Source organism: Brucella sp. HL-2, from assembly GCF_025846885.2.
GTDB lineage: Bacteria > Pseudomonadota > Alphaproteobacteria > Rhizobiales > Rhizobiaceae > Brucella > Brucella quorumnocens.
The window spans coordinates 156,644-174,374 of record NZ_JAOYTK010000005.1 but is presented as its reverse complement, the minus strand read 5'-3'; the positions used below and the strand labels follow the sequence as shown (position 1 = coordinate 174,374).

Below are 17,731 nucleotides of genomic sequence, written 5' to 3'. Positions count from 1 at the left end.
ACTGCCCGCCGCTATCCGCTGATCGCGGTAGCTCCCAGTACAATGCGGAGCCGGATATATACCGGTTCCGCCTCAAGCGGGACGTGCATATGGCTGTCTATCTGTTAAAACGTATCTTTTCGCTCGTACCGGTGCTGTTGCTGGTATCGGTTTTCGTGTTCCTCCTCCTTAGACTGACGCCGGGTGATCCGGCAGCAATTCTGGCGGGAGATGCCGCTACCACCGAACAGCTCGAACGCATTCGCGAGGCAATGGGTCTTAATGAGCCGATCCTCACTCAGTACTTCACCTGGATGGGTAAGATCTTGCAGGGTGATCTCGGCGTTTCGCTGATTTCGGGCGTGCCTGTGCTTGATATGGTTTCACAACGTATTGGACCGACGATTTCGATCGCTGTTCTCACCATCATTATTGCTGTTGTTGTCGCAATTCCGATGGGTGTCATTGCCGCTTGGCGTCATCGTTCATGGATCGATTATCTCGTCATGAGCTTTTCGGTGCTCGGGTTCTCCGTGCCGGTCTTTCTGGTTGGCTATGTGCTGCTGCTTATTTTTGCCGTCAATCTCGGTTGGCTGCCGGTGCAGGGCTTTAGGCCAATTTCCGCGGGCTTTGGTGGCTTTCTTGAGAGGGCAATACTGCCCGCGCTGACACTGGCTTCGATTTACATCGCACTCATTGCCCGCATGACCCGTGCTGCGATGCTGGATGTGCTGGGCGAGGACTATATCCGCACTGCGCGCGCGAAGGGTGTCAGTGACCGCCGTCTTCTTTTTGTTCATGCCCTGAAAAATGCAGCCGTGCCTGTTGTCACCATTATCGGCACAGGCTTTGCGCTGTTGATTTCCGGCGTGGTCGTGACAGAGAGCATCTTCAATATTCCGGGGATTGGACGCCTGACTGTGGATGCAGTGCTGGCGCGTGACTATCCGGTTATTCAGGCCATGATCCTGCTGACGAGTGCGCTTTATGTCTTCGTCAACCTTCTGATCGACCTTTCCTACACAGTGTTCGACCCAAGGATACGCTATTGATGCGCTCAGAACCGACATCGGCAGGCATGCACTGGATGCTCCGCCTGTTCTCGCTGCCGCGCGTTACACGTGTTGGTATCGGTCCACTGATTGCTGCCTTTCTTCTCGCCGCAATCCTCCTTCTAACTCTTGTTTCCCCCTGGATCGCTCCCCACGATCCGTTGGCAATGAATCCGTTGATGCGGCTCAAACCGCCTTCCGATGAATATCTGCTTGGAACTGATAATTACGGGAGGGATCTCTTCTCGCGCATGATCCTGGGTGGCCGCATTTCATTGCTGATCGGATTGTTTGCTGCTGGCGCTTCAATTGGCGTTGGCGTGTTTATCGGGTTGATTGCGGGCTTCTTCCGCACTGCTGATGCAATCATTATGCGCATGATGGATGCCTTGATGGCCATGCCATCGATCCTGATCGCTATTGCGCTGGTCGCGTTGAATGGACCTTCGATTGGCTCAGTCATCGTCGCCATCACCATCCCAGAAATACCGCGCGTGGTGCGCCTTGTACGCTCTGTCATCCTGACTGCGCGTGAAGAGCCTTATGTGGAAGCGGCACTGGCACTCGGTTCAAGCACCCCGAAGATCCTGTTCCGGCATCTTCTGCCCAATACGATGGCACCACTCATCGTGCAGGGCACTTATATTGTTGCTTCTGCGATCCTCACAGAAGCGATCCTGTCGTTTCTCGGTGCTGGCATCAGCACGGAAATTCCAACCTGGGGGAACATCATGGCCGAAGGTCGTCAGTTCTTCCGCATCAAGCCATCAATCGTGCTTTGGCCGGGTCTGTTGCTGACACTCTGTGTTCTTTCAATCAATCTGCTGGGCGATGCTGCACGCGACACACTCGACCCACGTCTGAAAAAGCGGGAGGGCTGATATGGAACTGCGCAACCGTGATTTCACGGCAGAACCTGTCGTGTTGGAAGTCGAAAATCTCGTCGTGGCTCTACCCGGTGGCACGCCAGTGCTTCGTAGCGTGAGCTTTGATATTCGCAAAGGTGAGACGGTTTGCCTCGTGGGCGAGTCAGGATCAGGAAAGTCTGTGACTTCGCTCACAGCAATGGGACTTTTGCCGAAGGATGCGCTGTTAGTAAAAGCAGGCTCAATCAGGCTGGATGGCAAGGATCTGCTGAAGCTTTCTCCAGCGGATATGAAGAGGATGCGCGCGACACGCATCTCCATGATCTTTCAGGAGCCGATGACAGCACTCAATCCGGTTATGCGGGTGGGTGAACAGATCACGGAGGTTCTGGACGTTCATACAAGCCTTTCGGCCGAGGCCAAACGGGCCAAAGTCATCAACATCATGGAGCAGGTGCATCTGCCCGATGTGGAGCGCATTTATCAAAGCTATCCGCATCAGCTTTCTGGCGGTCAACGTCAACGCATCATGATCGCTATGGCGCTTATTCTTGAACCTGTCGTGCTGATTGCTGACGAACCAACTACGGCACTTGACGTGACGACGCAAAAGCAAATCCTGTCGCTTATTGCAGAATTACAGGAAAAGCACGGCACCGCGGTTCTGTTTATCACGCACGATATGGGCGTGGTGGCGGAAATAGCCGACCGTGTCTGTGTCATGCGTAACGGCGAAATTGTGGAGCGCGGGACAATCCGGGAAGTTCTGGCTTCACCGCAGCAACAATATACCAAAGACCTGCTGGGGTCAGTTCCAAGTCTTATCCCACGTCTGGCGCGCGAGCCGCAGGGTCGGGAGGCGGTGATCCGCGTTCGCGATCTTGGCATGACTTATCGCAGTGGTGGGATTTTCAGCACAAAACCGGGAGTCAATGCATCGCGCGAGGTGAATTTCGAGCTTCAGCCGGGACGCACACTTGGCATTGTAGGAGAATCCGGCTCGGGTAAGACGACCGTTGCCCGCTCGATCATGCGATTGATCGAGCCGACTGAAGGTCAGATTGTCGTGGATGGCCGAGACATTGCTCATCTTGGGAAACGCGAGATGAAGCCGTTTCGCAAGAAACTTCAGGTTGTGTTTCAGGACCCGTTTCGCTCATTGAACCCCCGCTGGACGATTGAGCAAAGCTTGACCGAGGGGCCGCTTAATTACGGGGTACCTTACGAAGAGGCAGTGGCTGAGGCGAAGCGTTTGTTGAAGATTGTTTCGTTGCCGGAGGATTCACTGAAGCGATACCCGCATCAGTTTTCGGGTGGGCAGCGTCAGCGTATCGCCATCGCACGTGCAGTAGCGCTCAGACCCGACATTCTTGTGGCTGACGAGGCCGTGTCTGCGCTCGATGTTTCGGTTCAGGCGCAGGTTCTTGAGCTTCTTGCCGAGCTGCAGCGCGATACCGGCATCGCGATCATCTTCATCACGCACGACCTGCGTGTTGCCGCACAGATTTGCGATGAAGTGCTGGTGATGAAACGCGGGCAGGTTGTCGAGCAAGGTGACGCCGCCGATGTGCTTGGTAATCCATCGCATGAATATACGCGATCATTGATTGAAGCGGCTCCCGGTCGCTTCTGGGACTTTGCGGCTGGACGTCCAGCCGCCTGATCGAAGGGCCGCAAGTCGTGGCCCCGGTTATCTTCAATGTTTCAAACAGGAATGAAATCATGCCCATCATACCGTTTATTGAGGAAAAAGCCGGCGAGATGCGCGCGGTTTTCGAAGACCTTCATCGTCACCCGGAAATCGGGTTCGAGGAACACCACGCTTCCGGTGTCGTCGCTGAACTATTGGAAAAATGGGGCTTCGATGAAGTTCATACGGGCATCGCCAAGACCGGTGTTGTCGGCATATTGAGAGGTCAAAATGCAGGTAACCGCCGTGTTGGTCTGCGCGCCGATATGGATGCGCTGCCGATTGATGAGATTTCCGGTGTTCCTTATACATCGCAAAATCCGGGCCGAATGCATGCCTGCGGTCATGATGGCCATACGACCATGTTGCTGGGTGCTGCACAGTATCTTGCAGCGACACGCAACTTCGAAGGGACAGCGGTTTTCGTCTTCCAACCAGCCGAGGAAGGTCTGGGCGGCGCGCGCGGCATGATAGCGGAGGGCCTGTTCGAGCGCTTTCCTTGCGATGAAATCTACGGGATGCACAACCAGCCGCTTGGCACACTTGGCAAGGCTGTCATTCGTAAGGGTGCCGCTATGGCTGGTGCGAGCTTCTTTGATATCAAGCTGACTGGCAAAGGCAGCCACGCAGCGCAGCCGCACAATTCGCGTGATGTCCTGGTGATTGGTGCCGATCTGGTGGGGCAATTGCAAACCATTGTCTCGCGCAACATTCCGGCAACAGATGCTTGTGTAGTTTCCTGCACGCAGTTCCACACGGGTAGCGCTTACAATATCGTGCCAGAAGTGGCGACGATAACCGGCACAATCCGCTATTTCGAGCAGCGCGTCTGCGATCTCGCAGAAAGTCGTCTGCGTGAGATTTGCGCAGGCGTCGCTGCGGGCTATGGCATCAAGGTGGATGTCGACTTGCGCAACGTTTTCGATGTCTTGCGCAATGATAATGAACTTTCTGACGCCTATATTGCGGCTGCGCGCGATGTATTGGGCGAGGAAAATGTAACCGACGACTGCCCGGCCTTTATGGGCAGTGAGGATTTTGCCGACATGCTGGCACGTGTGCCCGGTGCATACATCAATGTGTTACACGGCGGCAAAGCAGCCTTGCACAATCCTGCATTTATGCTCGAACCGGAAACGCTGCCAATTGGCGCGTCGATCTATGCCCGGATTGTGGAAACTCGCCTGCCATTAAACAAGGACTTAGCTGCATGAGCGCGCATGAATTGCCATTTGACCTTGATGACATGATCGCGCGCCTGCGCCCATGGATCGAAACCGAAAGCCCGACATTTGATGCAGCCGCTGTCAATCGTATGGTGGATGCAGCCGCTTACGACTTCGCGGCTGCGGGCGCCAGTATTGAGTTTATTCCGGGACGTATGGGCTTCGGCGGTTCGTTGCGCGCACGCTTCCCGCACAAAGATCAGGGCAAACCTGGCATTCTGGTGTCCGGCCATCTTGATACAGTTCATCCGCTCGGCGTGATCGACATCAATCCGTATCGTCGCGAGGGCGGAAAGCTTTACGGCCCCGGCATTCAAGATATGAAGGGTGGTAATTTCGTGGCCCTTGAAGCCATGCGGCAGATTGCAAGAAGTGGGCTTGCGACCAAGCTTCCAGTCACTTTTCTGCTGACACCAGATGAAGAAGTGGGAACGCCGTCGACGCGTGATTTGATTGAACAGGAAGCACTCAAGAACAAATATGTGTTGGTGCCCGAACCTGCACGCCGTGATGGTGGTGCTGTTGTCGGGCGCTATGCGATTGCGCGTTATAATCTTGAGACAGTTGGCAAACCAAGCCATGCGGGCTGGTTGCTGAAGGAAGGGCGCTCCGCAATCCGGCGTATGGCGGAAAATATTATCGACATCGAAGCACTCACGACCGATGATTGTACCTTCTCAGTTGGCGTAATCCGGGCTGGTCAATGGGTCAACTGCGTTTCATCGAGCTGCGGTGCCGAGGCACTCAGCATGGCCAAAACCCAGAAAGATCTGGAAGACGGTGTTGCGCGCATCATGGCTCTTGCCGGAACCAAAGATGATGTCGAGTTGATCGTCACGCGTGGTGTGACGAGGCCTGTTTGGGAACCGGGACAACCACAGGATATGAAGCTTTTCGACTTTGCCAATGGGGTCGCAAAGGAAATCGGTTTCACCATGACGGCTCAGAGTTCGGGCGGCGGCTCAGACGGTAACTTCACCGGTGCGCTTGGTGTCCCAACGCTCGATTCAATCGGTGTGCGGGGCGAAGGCTTGCATACATTGGGCGAGCATATTTTCGAAGACAGTCTGGTTGAACGTGCGCGTCTTCACGCAGGTTTATTTCTGGGGCTGGAATAAATTGTTAAGGAGCGGCTCCCGATAACACACAATCATCGGAGCTGCTCTGCCCGTTTGTTTTGCATATTTTCAGGAAATGCCTGAGGTGGGGCTATGTCCGATTCAACGAGATTAACAGCAGCCCGCGTTGCGGGCTTGCAGAACGATGTCACAATCAACGTCGATCAATGGGGTGTGGCTCATATCAGGGCAGACAACCAGCACGATCTCTTTTTTGCGCAAGGTTGGAACGCTGCACGTGATCGTCTCTGGCAGATCGATATTGCCCGCAAGCGCGGGCTTGGTCTGCTGGCGCGGGATTTCGGCCCCGGTTATCTTGAGCAGGACAAAGCGGCTCGGTTGCTTCTCTATCGGGGTGCTATGGCTCTGGAATGGAAAGCATACGGGCCGGATTCCGAAGAAATCTGCGCGGCATTTGCTAAAGGCATCAATGCCTATGTTGACGCCTGTAATTCGGGTGAGTTACCGCTTCCACCTGAGTTTACGCTGCTCGGTCACAAGCCTGATCGATGGGCGCCTGAAGACGTGGTGCGTGTCCGCACCCACTCGCTGACACGCAATGCGTCGTCCGAGCTACTCCGCTCCAAGGTCATGGCAATAGCGGGTGTGGAATTGGGTGCAAAACTTGATCTGCTGCGTAAGGAGTTATCGCATGGTGTAGTGCCAAATCCGGTCGAGGGGTTTAACCCCAGCATCATGACCGACAGTGTGTTGCGCGATTTCTTGCTTGCTGTCAGTCCGGTGACTTTTTCTAAGGAACGTCTCGCTGCAACCTTGGACAAGGCTGATCAATGGACCACGATCACTTCATCCGGTGAGATCGTTCGGGCGTCTTTTGAAGAAGGCTCAAACAATTGGGCCGTATCGGCAGAGAAGACGACAACTGGTCGTCCTATACTGGCGCTTGATCCCCATCGCACACATGCTTTGCCGTCAATCCGTTATGTGGTTCACTTGACCATGCCGGGTCTTGATGTGATTGGCGCAGGCGAACCCATGGCGCCCGGAATATCCATGGGCCATAACGGCACTGCTGCTTTCGGGCTCACCATTTTCGGCGCAGATCAGGAAGACATTTATGTCTACCAGACTGATGTAAGCGATCCGGATCAATATGCTTATCATGATGGTTGGGAGAACGTCAAAACGATCACAGAGACAATTCCTGTCAAAGGACATCCTGATCAGAAGGTTGAACTGAAGTTTACGCGCCACGGGCCAATTCTTTTTGAGGATAAGGAGAACAATCGGGCATTTGGTTTAAGGACTGTCTGGATGGATGCAGGCATGGCGCCATATATGGCGAGCCTGTCCGTGATGAGGGCTGCGACTTATGCCGATTATGCAAGTGCGCTGGAAGGCTGGGGCTGCCCTTCCGTCAATCACATCTATGCTGATACGGGCAACACCATTGCATGGAAGCCATCGGGCGCCACACCTGTTCGGAACAATTGGGACGGCCTTTTGCCGGTTCCCGGTGACGGGCGTTACGAATGGCAGGGCTACCAGTCTCCAGAAACAGGGCCGTATGAAATCAATCCATCGCGTGGTTTTGTAGCGACGGCCAACGCCATGAATGTGCCGGATGACTGGACTGCCTCAAATCCGGCGATCGGTTATGAGTGGCTGGATAGCAGCCGTCATGACACGCTTCATAGGGAATTGTCTCGCCAGGAACCCATTTCTCTTGAAGATTGTGTACGACTGCAATGCTCAACATTTTCACCTATCGCCGCCCGCGTGTTGAAATGTCTCAGCGCGTTGCTGGCTTCCGATGTTGAAGCCGCGCCTTGGAGGCTTCTTCAGAACTGGGACGGTAATCTCTCTGTAAATTCTGCAGCCGCCGCACTTTTCGAAATATGGTTCAGCAAACATCTGGGCCTGCTTGCAGCAAGGTCACAAGGCGCGGTGCCCGAGGTCATCCCGTTGCTGGTGCCATTTGATGCACCAAGCATCGCTTCATGGTTAGAAAACTCCGCTGGGACAGCTGAGCATATTGATGCTGTTCGCCAAAGTCTTGTTGATGCATGGGCGGAAACTGTTTCATTGATGGGAACGGATTCAGAGAAATGGGCCTGGGGAAGCATTCATAAGCTTACGCTGCGTCATCCTCTTCAATTACTGACGAATCATAACTGGTCAATGGAACCCGCTGCATTGGGAGGCAGTAGCTCTACACTCAATTATGCAAATTATCGATTGAGTGATTTCTCGGTCGTCGTGGGGCCATCGGTACGAATCGTTATCGATGTCGGGGCATGGGACAACAGTCTGTTTGTCAATAATCCGGGGCAGTCGGGATTGCCACTGTCACGGCACTATTCCGACCTTCTGGAGAACTGGCGCGAAGGAAAACATGTTCCTTTGCTCTATTCGAAAGAACGCATTGATGAGGCGACGGTCACGAAAATAATGTTGAGCGCGGGCTGATAAAGCCCGCCTCTCACTAGGATTACTTCAGTGTAATGATGACATAGGTCGGATAGACCTCGACGAAAATCAACGGTGTTGCGTTGATGATCGTTGCCTGATCGATGGGAGAAATACGGAGATTGACGAGCATGTTCTCGAGCTTGGCACGGTTGTCTTTGCTGCTGAAGAACTTGTCTTTTTCATCTTCTGCATCGACTTTGCCAAACTGGTGAACATTGGCGCGGTCCTGCCGGACGATACCCGCAACTTTCGTGAGGCGCTGACCGGATGAGCTATAATGATCGCGCTCGCTTAAACGGGCGTAATAAGTGTCGATTGGCTTCTCAGCGGCTGTTGCAGTTCCCGTAACCGCCAGCACCATAGCTGCCATGATAGTCGAGCGCATGATATCTCCTTATATCCACCCCAACCACTAGCAGTTTCAGGCGTGTTATTCAGTCTATTCGTGGCGTTTTACCCGAATTTTTATAGCAACTCAGCAACAGGCGAGTAATCAACGCCACGGTACGTCGTTGCATATCAAATTATTACGCCAGTACTGTTTCGAATGATCAATGGAGAGGCGATTATCGATTGTTGATTGGTATCTGACAGCTTTCGGGGCTCACTTTCGGAAAGAATCTCTATAGCTCGCTCGACCATCTGTTGGCCATCATGAACCAATGTGGTCAAATTGTAGGATGCCCATCCAGCTTCGGCGATATTATCATAGCCGCCTATGAGAATATCGCCCGGAACATTGATCTGGAACTCATGACGCAACGCATCCATGGCCCCGAGCGCAATAAGATCATTAGCGCAGAAAATTGCGTCCGGAAGGACTTTGGTTGAGCCGTTGGTATCGTGAAGTTTTTTTATCGCCTGATAGCCCGATTCATAGCGAAAATTTCCTTCGAGAATAAGCGGTTGATCCAATCCTGCCTCTTCAATTGCGCAGAAGAATCCGAGCTTGCGATCTATGTTCGCCTGGCTGTCTGTCGGGCCCGTAATATAGCCAAATTTGGTTGCGCCGCGCTCAATGAAGTGCTCCGCCATGGTGCGGGAACCACCGATGTTGTCGCAATTGATGGAATGAACCCAGCCGTCCGAGAATGGCGTATTGAATGAAATCACAGGCACACGTAACTGCGATAATTGTTCGGCGGCTTCTTGCGACAGGACGGCCAGTGCGCTGACAATAGCATCGACACGATAACCGGCAAGCATTGGCACGATGTCATCGAATGTGTGGCCGCTATTTGCGTGCACCAAAAGCACGCGCCAGCCTTCGTCCTGTAGCCGTTGGGAAAATGTTTCCAGAACAGTTGAATAGAATGGATTATACAGCCCACCAATAACAACCGCCACAAGGCGCGAGCGATGGCTGAGCATAATGCTGGGAATGAAACTTGGGCGATAGCCAAGCTCTTCAGCCGCAGCCATCACCTTCTTGCGTGTCTCCGGTGAAACACTGGCTCCGGGCTTGTATGTTCTGGAAACAGCGGATTGAGAAACGCCTGCCAGTCTCGCCACATCTGTGGAGGATGCGTAGGGCTTGTCACGCTTCATTCCATATCCTTCGCGTTTTTTGTCCCGTTTTTTGAACAATCATCAGTTTTTGTTTTGCCATTATGTTCAAAGGCTTTCAAGGATTTGGGAAGACTTCCCGCCTGCCAGATCACATTTCCTGAAAATTTCCTATTGACGACATAGCTCCACTTTGCATAGCTATGCAACGCAAATGACTAGCTAGTCAATGTGTGTTTTGGGAGGAAACACATGAACCATATCCGTACAAAGCCATTCAGCAGACGCGCCTTTATGAAGGGTGCCGCAGGTCTTGGCGCGCTTTCAGCTTTCAGTGGCATGTCTTCACTGCGCGCACTTGCCGAGCAGAAGCCGACGCTCGTGAACGCGATCCGTTCGCTGTCAAATCCATATCATGCTGCTTGGAATAAGGGCGGCGAAGCTTTTGCCAAGTCGCTTGGTCTTGATTATGTAACGCTTGTGACCGAAGGCGACAGCGAGAAGGGTATTGCCGATATCCGGGCAATCCTCGCACGCACCGGCGGCAATGCGATTATCAATGTTGATCCAAATGATGCAGCCGATGCGCGCCCCATCGTGGAAGCTTGCGCCGCGGCCAAGGCGCACGTGCTGACACAGTGGAACAAGCCTGCCGATCTGCATCCGTGGGATCATGATCCATACTACGTTGCGCATGTGAGCTTCGACGGCCAGCGCTATGGTGCGGAAACTGCAGAAATTCTGGTTAAGTCCATTGGCGGCAAGGGTGGTATCCTGGGTCTTGGCGGCACGTTGTCCAATACCGTTGCAATCGACCGCCGTGCTGGCCTTGAAAAGGCTCTTGCAGCCCATCCCGACGTTCAGCTTCTCGATTTTCAGGTCGCTGACTGGCAATCAAGCAAAGCGTTCGATGTGGTGAGCGCATGGCTCACACGCTTTGGTGATGACATCAAGGGTATCTGGTGCGCCAATGACGACATGGGTATCGGCGCATTGGAAGCGCTACGCGCAGAAGGTCTTGCCGGTCAGATACCAATTACGGGCGTTGATGGCATTGGAACAGCAGTTGAGGCCGTGAAGAACGGTGAATTTGCAGCAACCGTTTCGTCCGATCCATTTTGGCAGGGTGCGATGGGGCTTGCAATTCCTTATAGTGCACGCGCCGGTGTCTTCGATCCAGCGAAAGAGCCGAAAGACCACCGCGAGTTTTACGGTACGGCGTTGGTCGTGACGAAAGAGAACGTCGATGACTTCTACGAAAACAACATCAAGAACACGCCGAACCTTGATTTCAAGGACCTTTGGGGACGTGCAAGCGGACAGATTCGTGAAGGCTGATAAGCCCGTCGCGGTCTGAAGCCTCCCGCCATACGCGGCGGAATATTGCCTGACAGGAAAAGCATATGAGAGTTGCGAGCCAGGATTGCACTCCGGCTGACGCTAAAGGTGTAGCCATGTTTAAAAACGGCATCAAAAGCCGATTGCCGGAGTTGATGCGCCGGCTCGCGCCGCTCATCGTGCTGGCTGTATTGTGTGCGGGGCTTGGACTGTTAAGTCCGAACTTCTTCTCAGTGAATAATTTCATCCGTATTGCATCAGCATCGGCCATACCTGTTGTGCTGACGCTCGGCGCAACATTCGTGATCCTGCTTGGCAGTATCGATCTTTCCGTCGAAGGCGTCATGGCGATTGCAGCTGTGGTGCTGGCGTCCATGGTTGCGATTGATAGTTCATGGCTTGGCAGTGTGCTTGGAGTGATTGCGGCGATTGCCGTTGGTGCTGCAATGGGAGCATTTTCCGGCTTGTTGCATGTCATCCTGCGCATACCGTCCTTCATGGTGACGCTCGGTATGTGGTTCATTGGGCTTGGCATTGCCACTTTGATGGTTGGCGGTGGTACAATTGCCATTCGTGAAGCGGCAGTGCGCAGTTTCGCGCTTGAACGTTTTGCAGGTCTCCCTTTCACCGTCTGGATTGCACTCGCGGCTCTGTTTATCGCTTGGGTGGTACAGAACCACACACGTCTTGGTCGCCACATTTATGCACTTGGCGGCGGCGAAGACATCGCAGTGCTTTCCGGCGTATCCGTACTGCGCACCAAACTGCTCGTCTTTGCAATGGCGGGTGCGTTTTATGGACTTGGTGCCGTGCTTGCCGCAGCCCAGCTTGGTCAGGGCAATGCAGATATTGGCACCGGGCGGCTCTTCACTACGATTACTGCTGTCGTTGTTGGCGGAACCTCGCTTTTGGGCGGGCAGGGCGGTGTGCTGCAATCGCTCATCGGTGTTCTCATCGTTTCCGTTCTGGCTAACGGCATGGTTCTGCTGGGTATTCCTCCATATCTGCAACAGGCATTTCTTGGTCTGATGATCATCGGAGCTGTTGCTTATGCCACGCACCGCACCCGCTTCAAGATTGTGAAATAAGCCATGTTGACGATCAGTGGACTGACAAAATCATTTGGCAGTGTTCATGCTCTCAAGGGCGTGGATCTTGAAATTCGCCCCGGCGAAGTGGTTGGGCTTGTGGGCGAAAACGGCGCGGGAAAATCCACGCTCATGCGGATTTTGGCTGGTACTCAGCGCCCAAGCACTGGCACGATCACGCGCAACGGAAAGCCTTTTGCGGTCAACTCGCCGCAACAGGCGAATGATCAAGGCGTGGCAATGGTGTTTCAGGAACAGTCGTTGCTGCTGAACCTTTCCATCGCGCAGAATATTTTTCTGGGTCAGGAACAACGTTTCATTCGCTTTGGTCTAGTCAATTGGCGCAAGATGAATGAAGCGGCTACCAAGCATTTGAAACGGGTCGGTATTAATGCCGATCCGGCGACGCTTGCGGGTGATCTCTCATTTGCCGTGCGTCAGATGGTGGAACTCGCCAAGGCTCTGTCATTGGCTGATCGTGTGGATGGTGATCTGATCATCCTGCTTGATGAGCCGACATCGGTTCTGGAGCAGTCGGAAATCGACATCCTTTTTGAGCGTGTTCGTTCGCTCAAATCCCGTGCGAGTTTTATCTTTGTTTCGCACCGCCTTGATGAGGTCCTGGAAATCAGCGACCGCATTTATGTGATGAAGGACGGGCAGGGCGTCGCTACGATGGATGCGGAGGGTGTCAATGGCGCTGATCTTCACCGCATTATGGTGGGTCGCGAGATGCACACCGAATATTATCTTGAGTCTGAACAGGCAGAGCCGCGCGAAAAGATTGCACTTGAAGCACGTAATCTGTCCTGCACTGGTAAGTATCATAATATCGATCTGACGCTGCGCGAAGGCGAGATACTCGGTATCGCTGGCGTTATTGGCTCCGGGCGTGAAGAGTTGATCCGCAGTTTCTTCGGTTTTGAGACGCCGACATCCGGCGAGATGTTCTTGAACGGCAAGGCAGTTAAACTCGCAAATCCGACTGAGGCCGTGGCACGAGGCATTGGCTATATTCCCAGCGAGCGCAGGCTCGAAGGCCTCGTCATGATGATGCCGATTGCTTCCAACATTACGCTGTCCCGTCTTGATGTTGTCGAAGGCCCGATCGGTATTCAGCATAATCGCGAGACGGCACTGGCCGAAGACTGGATCAAGAAGCTCTCAATCCGTGCGCCGGGGCCTCATGCTCTGTGTCAGGCACTGAGCGGCGGCAATCAGCAGAAGGTGGTTCTGGCCAAATGGCTGACGGCTGGCTCGCGCATTTTGATCCTTGATCATCCAACGCGCGGTGTTGATGTGGGCGCGAAGGAAGAAATCTTCCGCCTGATGCGTCAGTTAAGCCGCGAGGGCTATGCGATCATTCTCATCGCCGACACTCTCGAAGAGACTATCGGCCTGTCGCACAACATTCTTGTCATGCGCGATGGTGAAGTCACCGCCCGCATTCCTGCTCCGACTGGCGCGAAGCCGTCTCAGGTACAGCTTGTTGAACATATGGTGTGATCATGAACGAGAAAACCGCTCTCCCAAAAGTTTCCGGCGCATCCCCTATGTTTAGCGCAGCACAATTTCGTCAATACGCACCACTCGCCTTTCTGGTCGTCATGGTCGTGCTTATCTCGGCTTATTCGCCGGAGTTTGCCAGCGTCAATACAGGCCTAATTCTGCTTGCAGATACCATGGCGCTGTTCACGCTTGCGGCCGGTTTATCTTTTGTCATCGTGATTGGGGGTATTGATTTAAGTTTGCCTGCCGTAGCTTCGCTTGCGAGTGTCGTGACAGCGATGCTTTTGCCGGAAGTTGGATTGATTGCCTTTCCAATCGCACTTCTTTGCGGCGTTGCTGCCGGTCTTTTCAGTGGCCTTGTTCATGTGCGGCTGAAAATTCCGTCATTCATCGCAACGCTTGCGACTGGCGGCGTGGTTTCGGGTATCGCACTATATATCTCCAAAGCGCGCAGTATTGGCATCAGCGCAACGGATCGTCCAATGCTTAACTGGATTGCTAGCTCGACGCTTGGAATTCCGAACATCATTCTGGTCGGGCTACTGATGTGCCTCATTGGTATTTATATCCAGCGCTATACCCGCTTTGGTCGTTATTGCTATGCCATCGGTGCGGGCGAACCCGCCGCTATTGCTGCGGGTATCCACGTGGATCGTCAGAAGGTTGTGGCCTTCGTATTGTCGGCCCTTTTTGCGGCTGTCGCGGGCATCATGCTTGCAGCCCGCATGACAAGCGGCTCGCCCACGGGTGCCAGCCAGTTGCTTCTTCCAGCCATTGCAGCCGTTCTTGTTGGCGGCACGCCGATCACCGGTGGGCTTGGCGGGGTAGGGCGCACATTGGTCGGTGCGCTCATCGTATCGGTGGTGCGCATTGGCATGACATTTGTCGGGATCGACATTTTTGCGCAGCAGATCGTTTTTGGCGCTGTTCTCATTCTCACCGTCGCCGTCACCATGGACCGCGACAATATACTCATCGCAAAATAGGCAGCCTTGCGGCTGTATCGCAGGAGTTATTATGGATCTGCAATTGAAGGGAAAGACCGCCGTGATCACCGGCGCGTCGGTTGGGATTGGTTTGGCCATTGCGGAAGGATTGGCGGCAGAAGGTACCAACCTTGTGCTGGTAGCGCGTGGCAAAGAACGCGTAGAGGCTGAGGCTCTGCGTATTGCTGATAAATATGGCGTTGAGGCTATTGGCGTTGCCGCGGACGTGGCAACCGTGGAAGGTACGGATGCCGTTATTGCTGCTGCGGCAGCCACAGGCGGTGCGGATATTCTCATCAACAATGCAGGCACCGGCTCCAATGAGACGATCATGGAGGCAACCGATGATAAGTGGCAGTTCTATTGGGACTTGCATGTCATGGCGGCAGTGCGTCTTGCTCGTGGGCTGGTGCCACAGATGAAGGCCAAGGGCGGTGGCGTTGTTTTGCACAATGCTTCGATCTGCGCTGTCCAGCCGCTCTGGTACGAGCCGATCTATAATGTCACCAAGTCTGCCTTGATGATGTTCTCCAAAACGCTTTCGACGGAAGTTATTGGCGATAATATTCGCGTCAACTGCGTTAATCCGGGACTGATCCTTACACCTGACTGGGTGAAGACGGCTAAGCAGCTCACAGCCGATAAGGGCGGTAACTGGGAAGGTTATCTTCAGGATGTTGCCAACGAACATGCAGCGGCCAAGCGCTTTGGTACGCCAGAGGAACTGGCGCATTTCTTCGTCTTCCTGTGCTCCCCACGCGCAAGCTACAGTGTCGGCTCGACCTATTTTGTCGATGGCGGAATGCTCAAGACCCTGTGATGGTTTAGGAGGAATTTATCATGACGGATCATATGGGCTTCAGCGGTGCTGTCGGTCGTTCCTATGGTGGGCCGGGGCGTTATGTCCAGCGTGCGGGCGAGATTGATCGTTTGCATGAGCAGATGCAGGGCATCGGTTCCAATGCGTTTATTCTGATCGACGGCTTTATCTTCGATCGTTTCAGCGACCGCATTTTGAAGTCGGTAACGGCTAGCGGCATTGCAGGCCGGACTGAAAAGTTTGGCGGTGAGTGCTGTTCGACGGAAATCGAGCGCGTGACGGAACTGGCGCGCACAGCCGGTGCCGATGTTGTTGTCGCGGTTGGTGGTGGTAAAACCATCGACACTGCCAAGCTTGCAGCAATTGCAAACAATGCCCGTATCGTTGTGGTGCCGACTATTGCCTCGACCGACGCGCCGTGCAGCGCGATTGCCGTGCGCTATAACGAGCATGGTGTTTATCAGGAATCGCATCATCTGCCGCGCAATCCCGATCTTGTTATTGTCGATAGCGCCGTGGTGGTTGCAGCTCCCGCACGGTTTCTCGTGGCGGGTATTGGCGATGCGCTTTCGACGTGGTTCGAGGCGCGGTCAAATCTGGAATCCCGCAGCAGCAATTTTGTGCGTCCTGGGCTTCCTGCCCCGCTGGCCGGTGTAGCGATCGCCAAGGCGTGTCATGAAGTTCTCATGCGAGATGGTCTGGCTGCTAAGCTGGCCGTTGAGCGCGGAGCGCTTACCCAAGCTGTCGAGAACATCATCGAAGCCAATACGCTTTTGAGCGGTCTTGGTTTTGAGAATTGTGCAGTTTCAGCAGCCCACGGCATTCACGATGGCCTGACGGTTCTGGACAATGTGCACGGCTTTTATCATGGCGAAAAAGTTGCCTTTGGCGTGCTTTGTCTGCTGATGCTTGAAGGACGGCCATTGGCTGAGATCGAAGAAATAGCACGCTTCTGCCGCTCTGTCGGGCTTCCTACACGACTTGCCGATCTCAATCTCGCGGACGCAACCAAAGAAGATATTGCGCGTGTCGCTGAAGCTGCTCTCAAGCCCGGCTCTGTCACCTATCGCGTGGCTGTGCCGGTATCGGTGGAAATCGTGCGTGACGCTATTCTGGCGCTCGACGCATTTACGTCCAGCCAAACTTAAGAATTCTCTACCTGGAGAACAACTCGCCGGAATTGCTCCTACAATTCCGGCATTTTTTTACGCTGATTTTAGATCGGCTGCATTTTGCGCATATCGCTCAGCAAACGCTTCATACGATGAATGCGGTCATGCTGGTCTGTTGGGCGACGCATAGCAACGCTGGTCGAAAGAATATCTATGACGACCAAAGCGGCGATGCGCGAGATCGTCGGCGTGTACATATTGGTATTTTCAAGTGTTTCGACGATAAGCGAAACATCGCAATAACTGGTGAGTGGCGAGTCCGAGCCGGTCATCCCAATCACGGATGCGCCATTCTCGCGCGCAATGCGTGCGATCTCGATAATGGACCGCGTCGTGCCGGTATTGGAAATGACGAAAGCGACATTGCCGGGCTTCATCATGGATGCGACCATGAGCTGCTGGTGTGAATCCAGTTCGGCGGCGCAAGGCACTCCGAATAGTGGAAATTTTTGCTGCGCATCGCGCGCAACAATTCCCGACGCGCCGAAACCGAAAAACACAATTGAATTGCATTTTGTCAGGATATTGATTGCTTTGTGAAGGGCGTCCTTGTCCAACCGGGACCGCGCCCAGTCGAGGCTGGTCATCGTGTAGTCGAAGATCTTTTCGGCGACCACTTCCGGCTCGTCCGTCTCTACCAGAACCGAATGTGTTGCCGGGGTGCCGAGCGCAAGGCTTTGCGCGAGTCTGATTTTCAGATCCTGAAAGCCTGAACAGCCGATGGCAGTCGCAAAACGCAAAACTGTTGGCTGACTGACCTCGGCAAGCGTTGCTGTTTCGCTAACGGTTGCATTCATAATGCGGTGAGGGTCGTCAAGAACGACATCGGCTACCTTGCGATCCGACTTGCGCAGTTCAGGCCGCATCGTGCGGATGACTTCGATAACATTGCGACCATTCAGGCCACGCGTCTCACTGCGCGCATCAGTATCCATACAAGAAAATCCC

Annotated in this window: 15 protein-coding genes; 12 read left to right on the top strand and 3 right to left on the bottom strand. The window is 53.9% G+C overall.

The window, feature by feature from the left end; genetic code table 11:
• The first annotated feature begins 89 nt into the window (after nt 1–89).
• From OIV19_RS09860 to OIV19_RS09835, 6 genes are all read left to right on the top strand, one after another.
• Nucleotides 90–1,031, top strand: a complete 942-nt coding sequence (locus OIV19_RS09860; RefSeq protein ID WP_151094632.1) for an ABC transporter permease — start codon at nt 90–92, stop codon at nt 1,029–1,031.
• A 35-nt stretch (nt 1,032–1,066) separates the two neighbouring features.
• The gene (locus OIV19_RS09855) at nt 1,067–1,912 is read left to right on the top strand and encodes an ABC transporter permease (protein ID WP_412535036.1); all 846 of its coding nucleotides are present in this window, start codon (nt 1,067–1,069) and stop codon (nt 1,910–1,912) included.
• A 1-nt stretch (nt 1,913) separates the two neighbouring features.
• On the top strand, nt 1,914–3,560 hold the full coding sequence (locus OIV19_RS09850) for an ABC transporter ATP-binding protein (protein ID WP_264231511.1): 1,647 nt from the start codon (nt 1,914–1,916) through the stop codon (nt 3,558–3,560).
• 59 nt (nt 3,561–3,619) lie between these two features.
• A complete protein-coding gene (locus OIV19_RS09845; RefSeq protein ID WP_264231510.1) occupies nt 3,620–4,801 on the top strand; it encodes a M20 aminoacylase family protein in 1,182 nt (393 codons plus the stop codon).
• Complete coding sequence (locus OIV19_RS09840; protein ID WP_264231509.1) at nt 4,798–5,931, top strand: M20/M25/M40 family metallo-hydrolase; 1,134 nt, start codon at nt 4,798–4,800, stop codon at nt 5,929–5,931. Before OIV19_RS09845 ends, OIV19_RS09840 begins: the two co-directional genes overlap by 4 nt.
• Before the next feature lie 93 nt (nt 5,932–6,024).
• Nucleotides 6,025–8,361 carry a penicillin acylase family protein gene (locus tag OIV19_RS09835; protein ID WP_264231508.1) on the top strand — a complete coding sequence of 779 codons (2,337 nt, stop codon included), beginning with the start codon at nt 6,025–6,027 and terminating at the stop codon, nt 8,359–8,361.
• Between the two features lie 22 nt (nt 8,362–8,383).
• Here OIV19_RS09835 and OIV19_RS09830 read toward each other — a convergent pair whose 3' ends face one another.
• On the bottom strand, nt 8,384–8,749 hold the full coding sequence (locus OIV19_RS09830) for a hypothetical protein (RefSeq protein WP_264231507.1): 366 nt from the start codon (nt 8,747–8,749) through the stop codon (nt 8,384–8,386).
• Between the two features lie 134 nt (nt 8,750–8,883).
• Nucleotides 8,884–9,912 (bottom strand): LacI family DNA-binding transcriptional regulator, encoded by a 1,029-nt coding sequence (locus OIV19_RS09825; protein ID WP_264231506.1) that lies wholly within the window; start codon nt 9,910–9,912, stop codon nt 8,884–8,886.
• A 210-nt stretch (nt 9,913–10,122) separates the two neighbouring features.
• Here OIV19_RS09825 and OIV19_RS09820 point away from each other — a divergent pair, with 210 nt between their 5' ends.
• The 6 genes from OIV19_RS09820 (at nt 10,123) to OIV19_RS09795 (ending at nt 16,759) form a co-directional block, all read left to right on the top strand.
• Nucleotides 10,123–11,208: a sugar ABC transporter substrate-binding protein gene (locus OIV19_RS09820; RefSeq protein ID WP_264231505.1), complete on the top strand. Its 1,086-nt coding sequence runs from the start codon at nt 10,123–10,125 to the stop codon at nt 11,206–11,208.
• A gap of 65 nt (nt 11,209–11,273) precedes the next feature.
• The gene (locus OIV19_RS09815; protein WP_264231504.1) at nt 11,274–12,296 is read left to right on the top strand and encodes an ABC transporter permease; all 1,023 of its coding nucleotides are present in this window, start codon (nt 11,274–11,276) and stop codon (nt 12,294–12,296) included.
• 3 nt (nt 12,297–12,299) lie between these two features.
• The gene (locus OIV19_RS09810; protein ID WP_264231503.1) at nt 12,300–13,802 is read left to right on the top strand and encodes a sugar ABC transporter ATP-binding protein; all 1,503 of its coding nucleotides are present in this window, start codon (nt 12,300–12,302) and stop codon (nt 13,800–13,802) included.
• A gap of 2 nt (nt 13,803–13,804) precedes the next feature.
• Nucleotides 13,805–14,791 (top strand): ABC transporter permease subunit, encoded by a 987-nt coding sequence (locus OIV19_RS09805; RefSeq protein WP_319637598.1) that lies wholly within the window; start codon nt 13,805–13,807, stop codon nt 14,789–14,791.
• Nucleotides 14,792–14,822: 31 nt separating this feature from the next.
• Nucleotides 14,823–15,611 (top strand): SDR family oxidoreductase, encoded by a 789-nt coding sequence (locus tag OIV19_RS09800; RefSeq protein WP_264231501.1) that lies wholly within the window; start codon nt 14,823–14,825, stop codon nt 15,609–15,611.
• A 20-nt stretch (nt 15,612–15,631) separates the two neighbouring features.
• Complete coding sequence (locus tag OIV19_RS09795) at nt 15,632–16,759, top strand: glycerol dehydrogenase (protein WP_264231500.1); 1,128 nt, start codon at nt 15,632–15,634, stop codon at nt 16,757–16,759.
• A 68-nt stretch (nt 16,760–16,827) separates the two neighbouring features.
• On the opposite strand, the gene OIV19_RS09790 is transcribed toward OIV19_RS09795, so the two are convergent.
• A complete protein-coding gene (locus OIV19_RS09790) occupies nt 16,828–17,718 on the bottom strand; it encodes an SIS domain-containing protein (RefSeq protein WP_264231499.1) in 891 nt (296 codons plus the stop codon).
• Nucleotides 17,719–17,731: the final 13 nt, after the last annotated feature.

Excerpts from the sequence above, each read along its gene's own strand:
- OIV19_RS09860 (WP_151094632.1), top strand. The coding sequence starts at position 90 with ATGGCTGTCTATCTGTTAAAACGTATCTTTTCGCTCGTACCGGTGCTG.
- OIV19_RS09855 (WP_412535036.1), top strand. The coding sequence starts at position 1,067 with ATGCTCCGCCTGTTCTCGCTGCCGCGCGTTACACGTGTTGGTATCGGT.
- OIV19_RS09850 (WP_264231511.1), top strand. The coding sequence starts at position 1,914 with ATGGAACTGCGCAACCGTGATTTCACGGCAGAACCTGTCGTGTTGGAA.
- OIV19_RS09845 (WP_264231510.1), top strand. The coding sequence starts at position 3,620 with ATGCCCATCATACCGTTTATTGAGGAAAAAGCCGGCGAGATGCGCGCG.
- OIV19_RS09840 (WP_264231509.1), top strand. The coding sequence starts at position 4,798 with ATGAGCGCGCATGAATTGCCATTTGACCTTGATGACATGATCGCGCGC.
- OIV19_RS09835 (WP_264231508.1), top strand. The coding sequence starts at position 6,025 with ATGTCCGATTCAACGAGATTAACAGCAGCCCGCGTTGCGGGCTTGCAG.
- OIV19_RS09830 (WP_264231507.1), bottom strand. The coding sequence starts at position 8,749 with ATGCGCTCGACTATCATGGCAGCTATGGTGCTGGCGGTTACGGGAACT.
- OIV19_RS09825 (WP_264231506.1), bottom strand. The coding sequence starts at position 9,912 with ATGAAGCGTGACAAGCCCTACGCATCCTCCACAGATGTGGCGAGACTG.
- OIV19_RS09820 (WP_264231505.1), top strand. The coding sequence starts at position 10,123 with ATGAACCATATCCGTACAAAGCCATTCAGCAGACGCGCCTTTATGAAG.
- OIV19_RS09815 (WP_264231504.1), top strand. The coding sequence starts at position 11,274 with ATGAGAGTTGCGAGCCAGGATTGCACTCCGGCTGACGCTAAAGGTGTA.
- OIV19_RS09810 (WP_264231503.1), top strand. The coding sequence starts at position 12,300 with ATGTTGACGATCAGTGGACTGACAAAATCATTTGGCAGTGTTCATGCT.
- OIV19_RS09805 (WP_319637598.1), top strand. The coding sequence starts at position 13,805 with ATGAACGAGAAAACCGCTCTCCCAAAAGTTTCCGGCGCATCCCCTATG.
- OIV19_RS09800 (WP_264231501.1), top strand. The coding sequence starts at position 14,823 with ATGGATCTGCAATTGAAGGGAAAGACCGCCGTGATCACCGGCGCGTCG.
- OIV19_RS09795 (WP_264231500.1), top strand. The coding sequence starts at position 15,632 with ATGACGGATCATATGGGCTTCAGCGGTGCTGTCGGTCGTTCCTATGGT.
- OIV19_RS09790 (WP_264231499.1), bottom strand. The coding sequence starts at position 17,718 with ATGGATACTGATGCGCGCAGTGAGACGCGTGGCCTGAATGGTCGCAAT.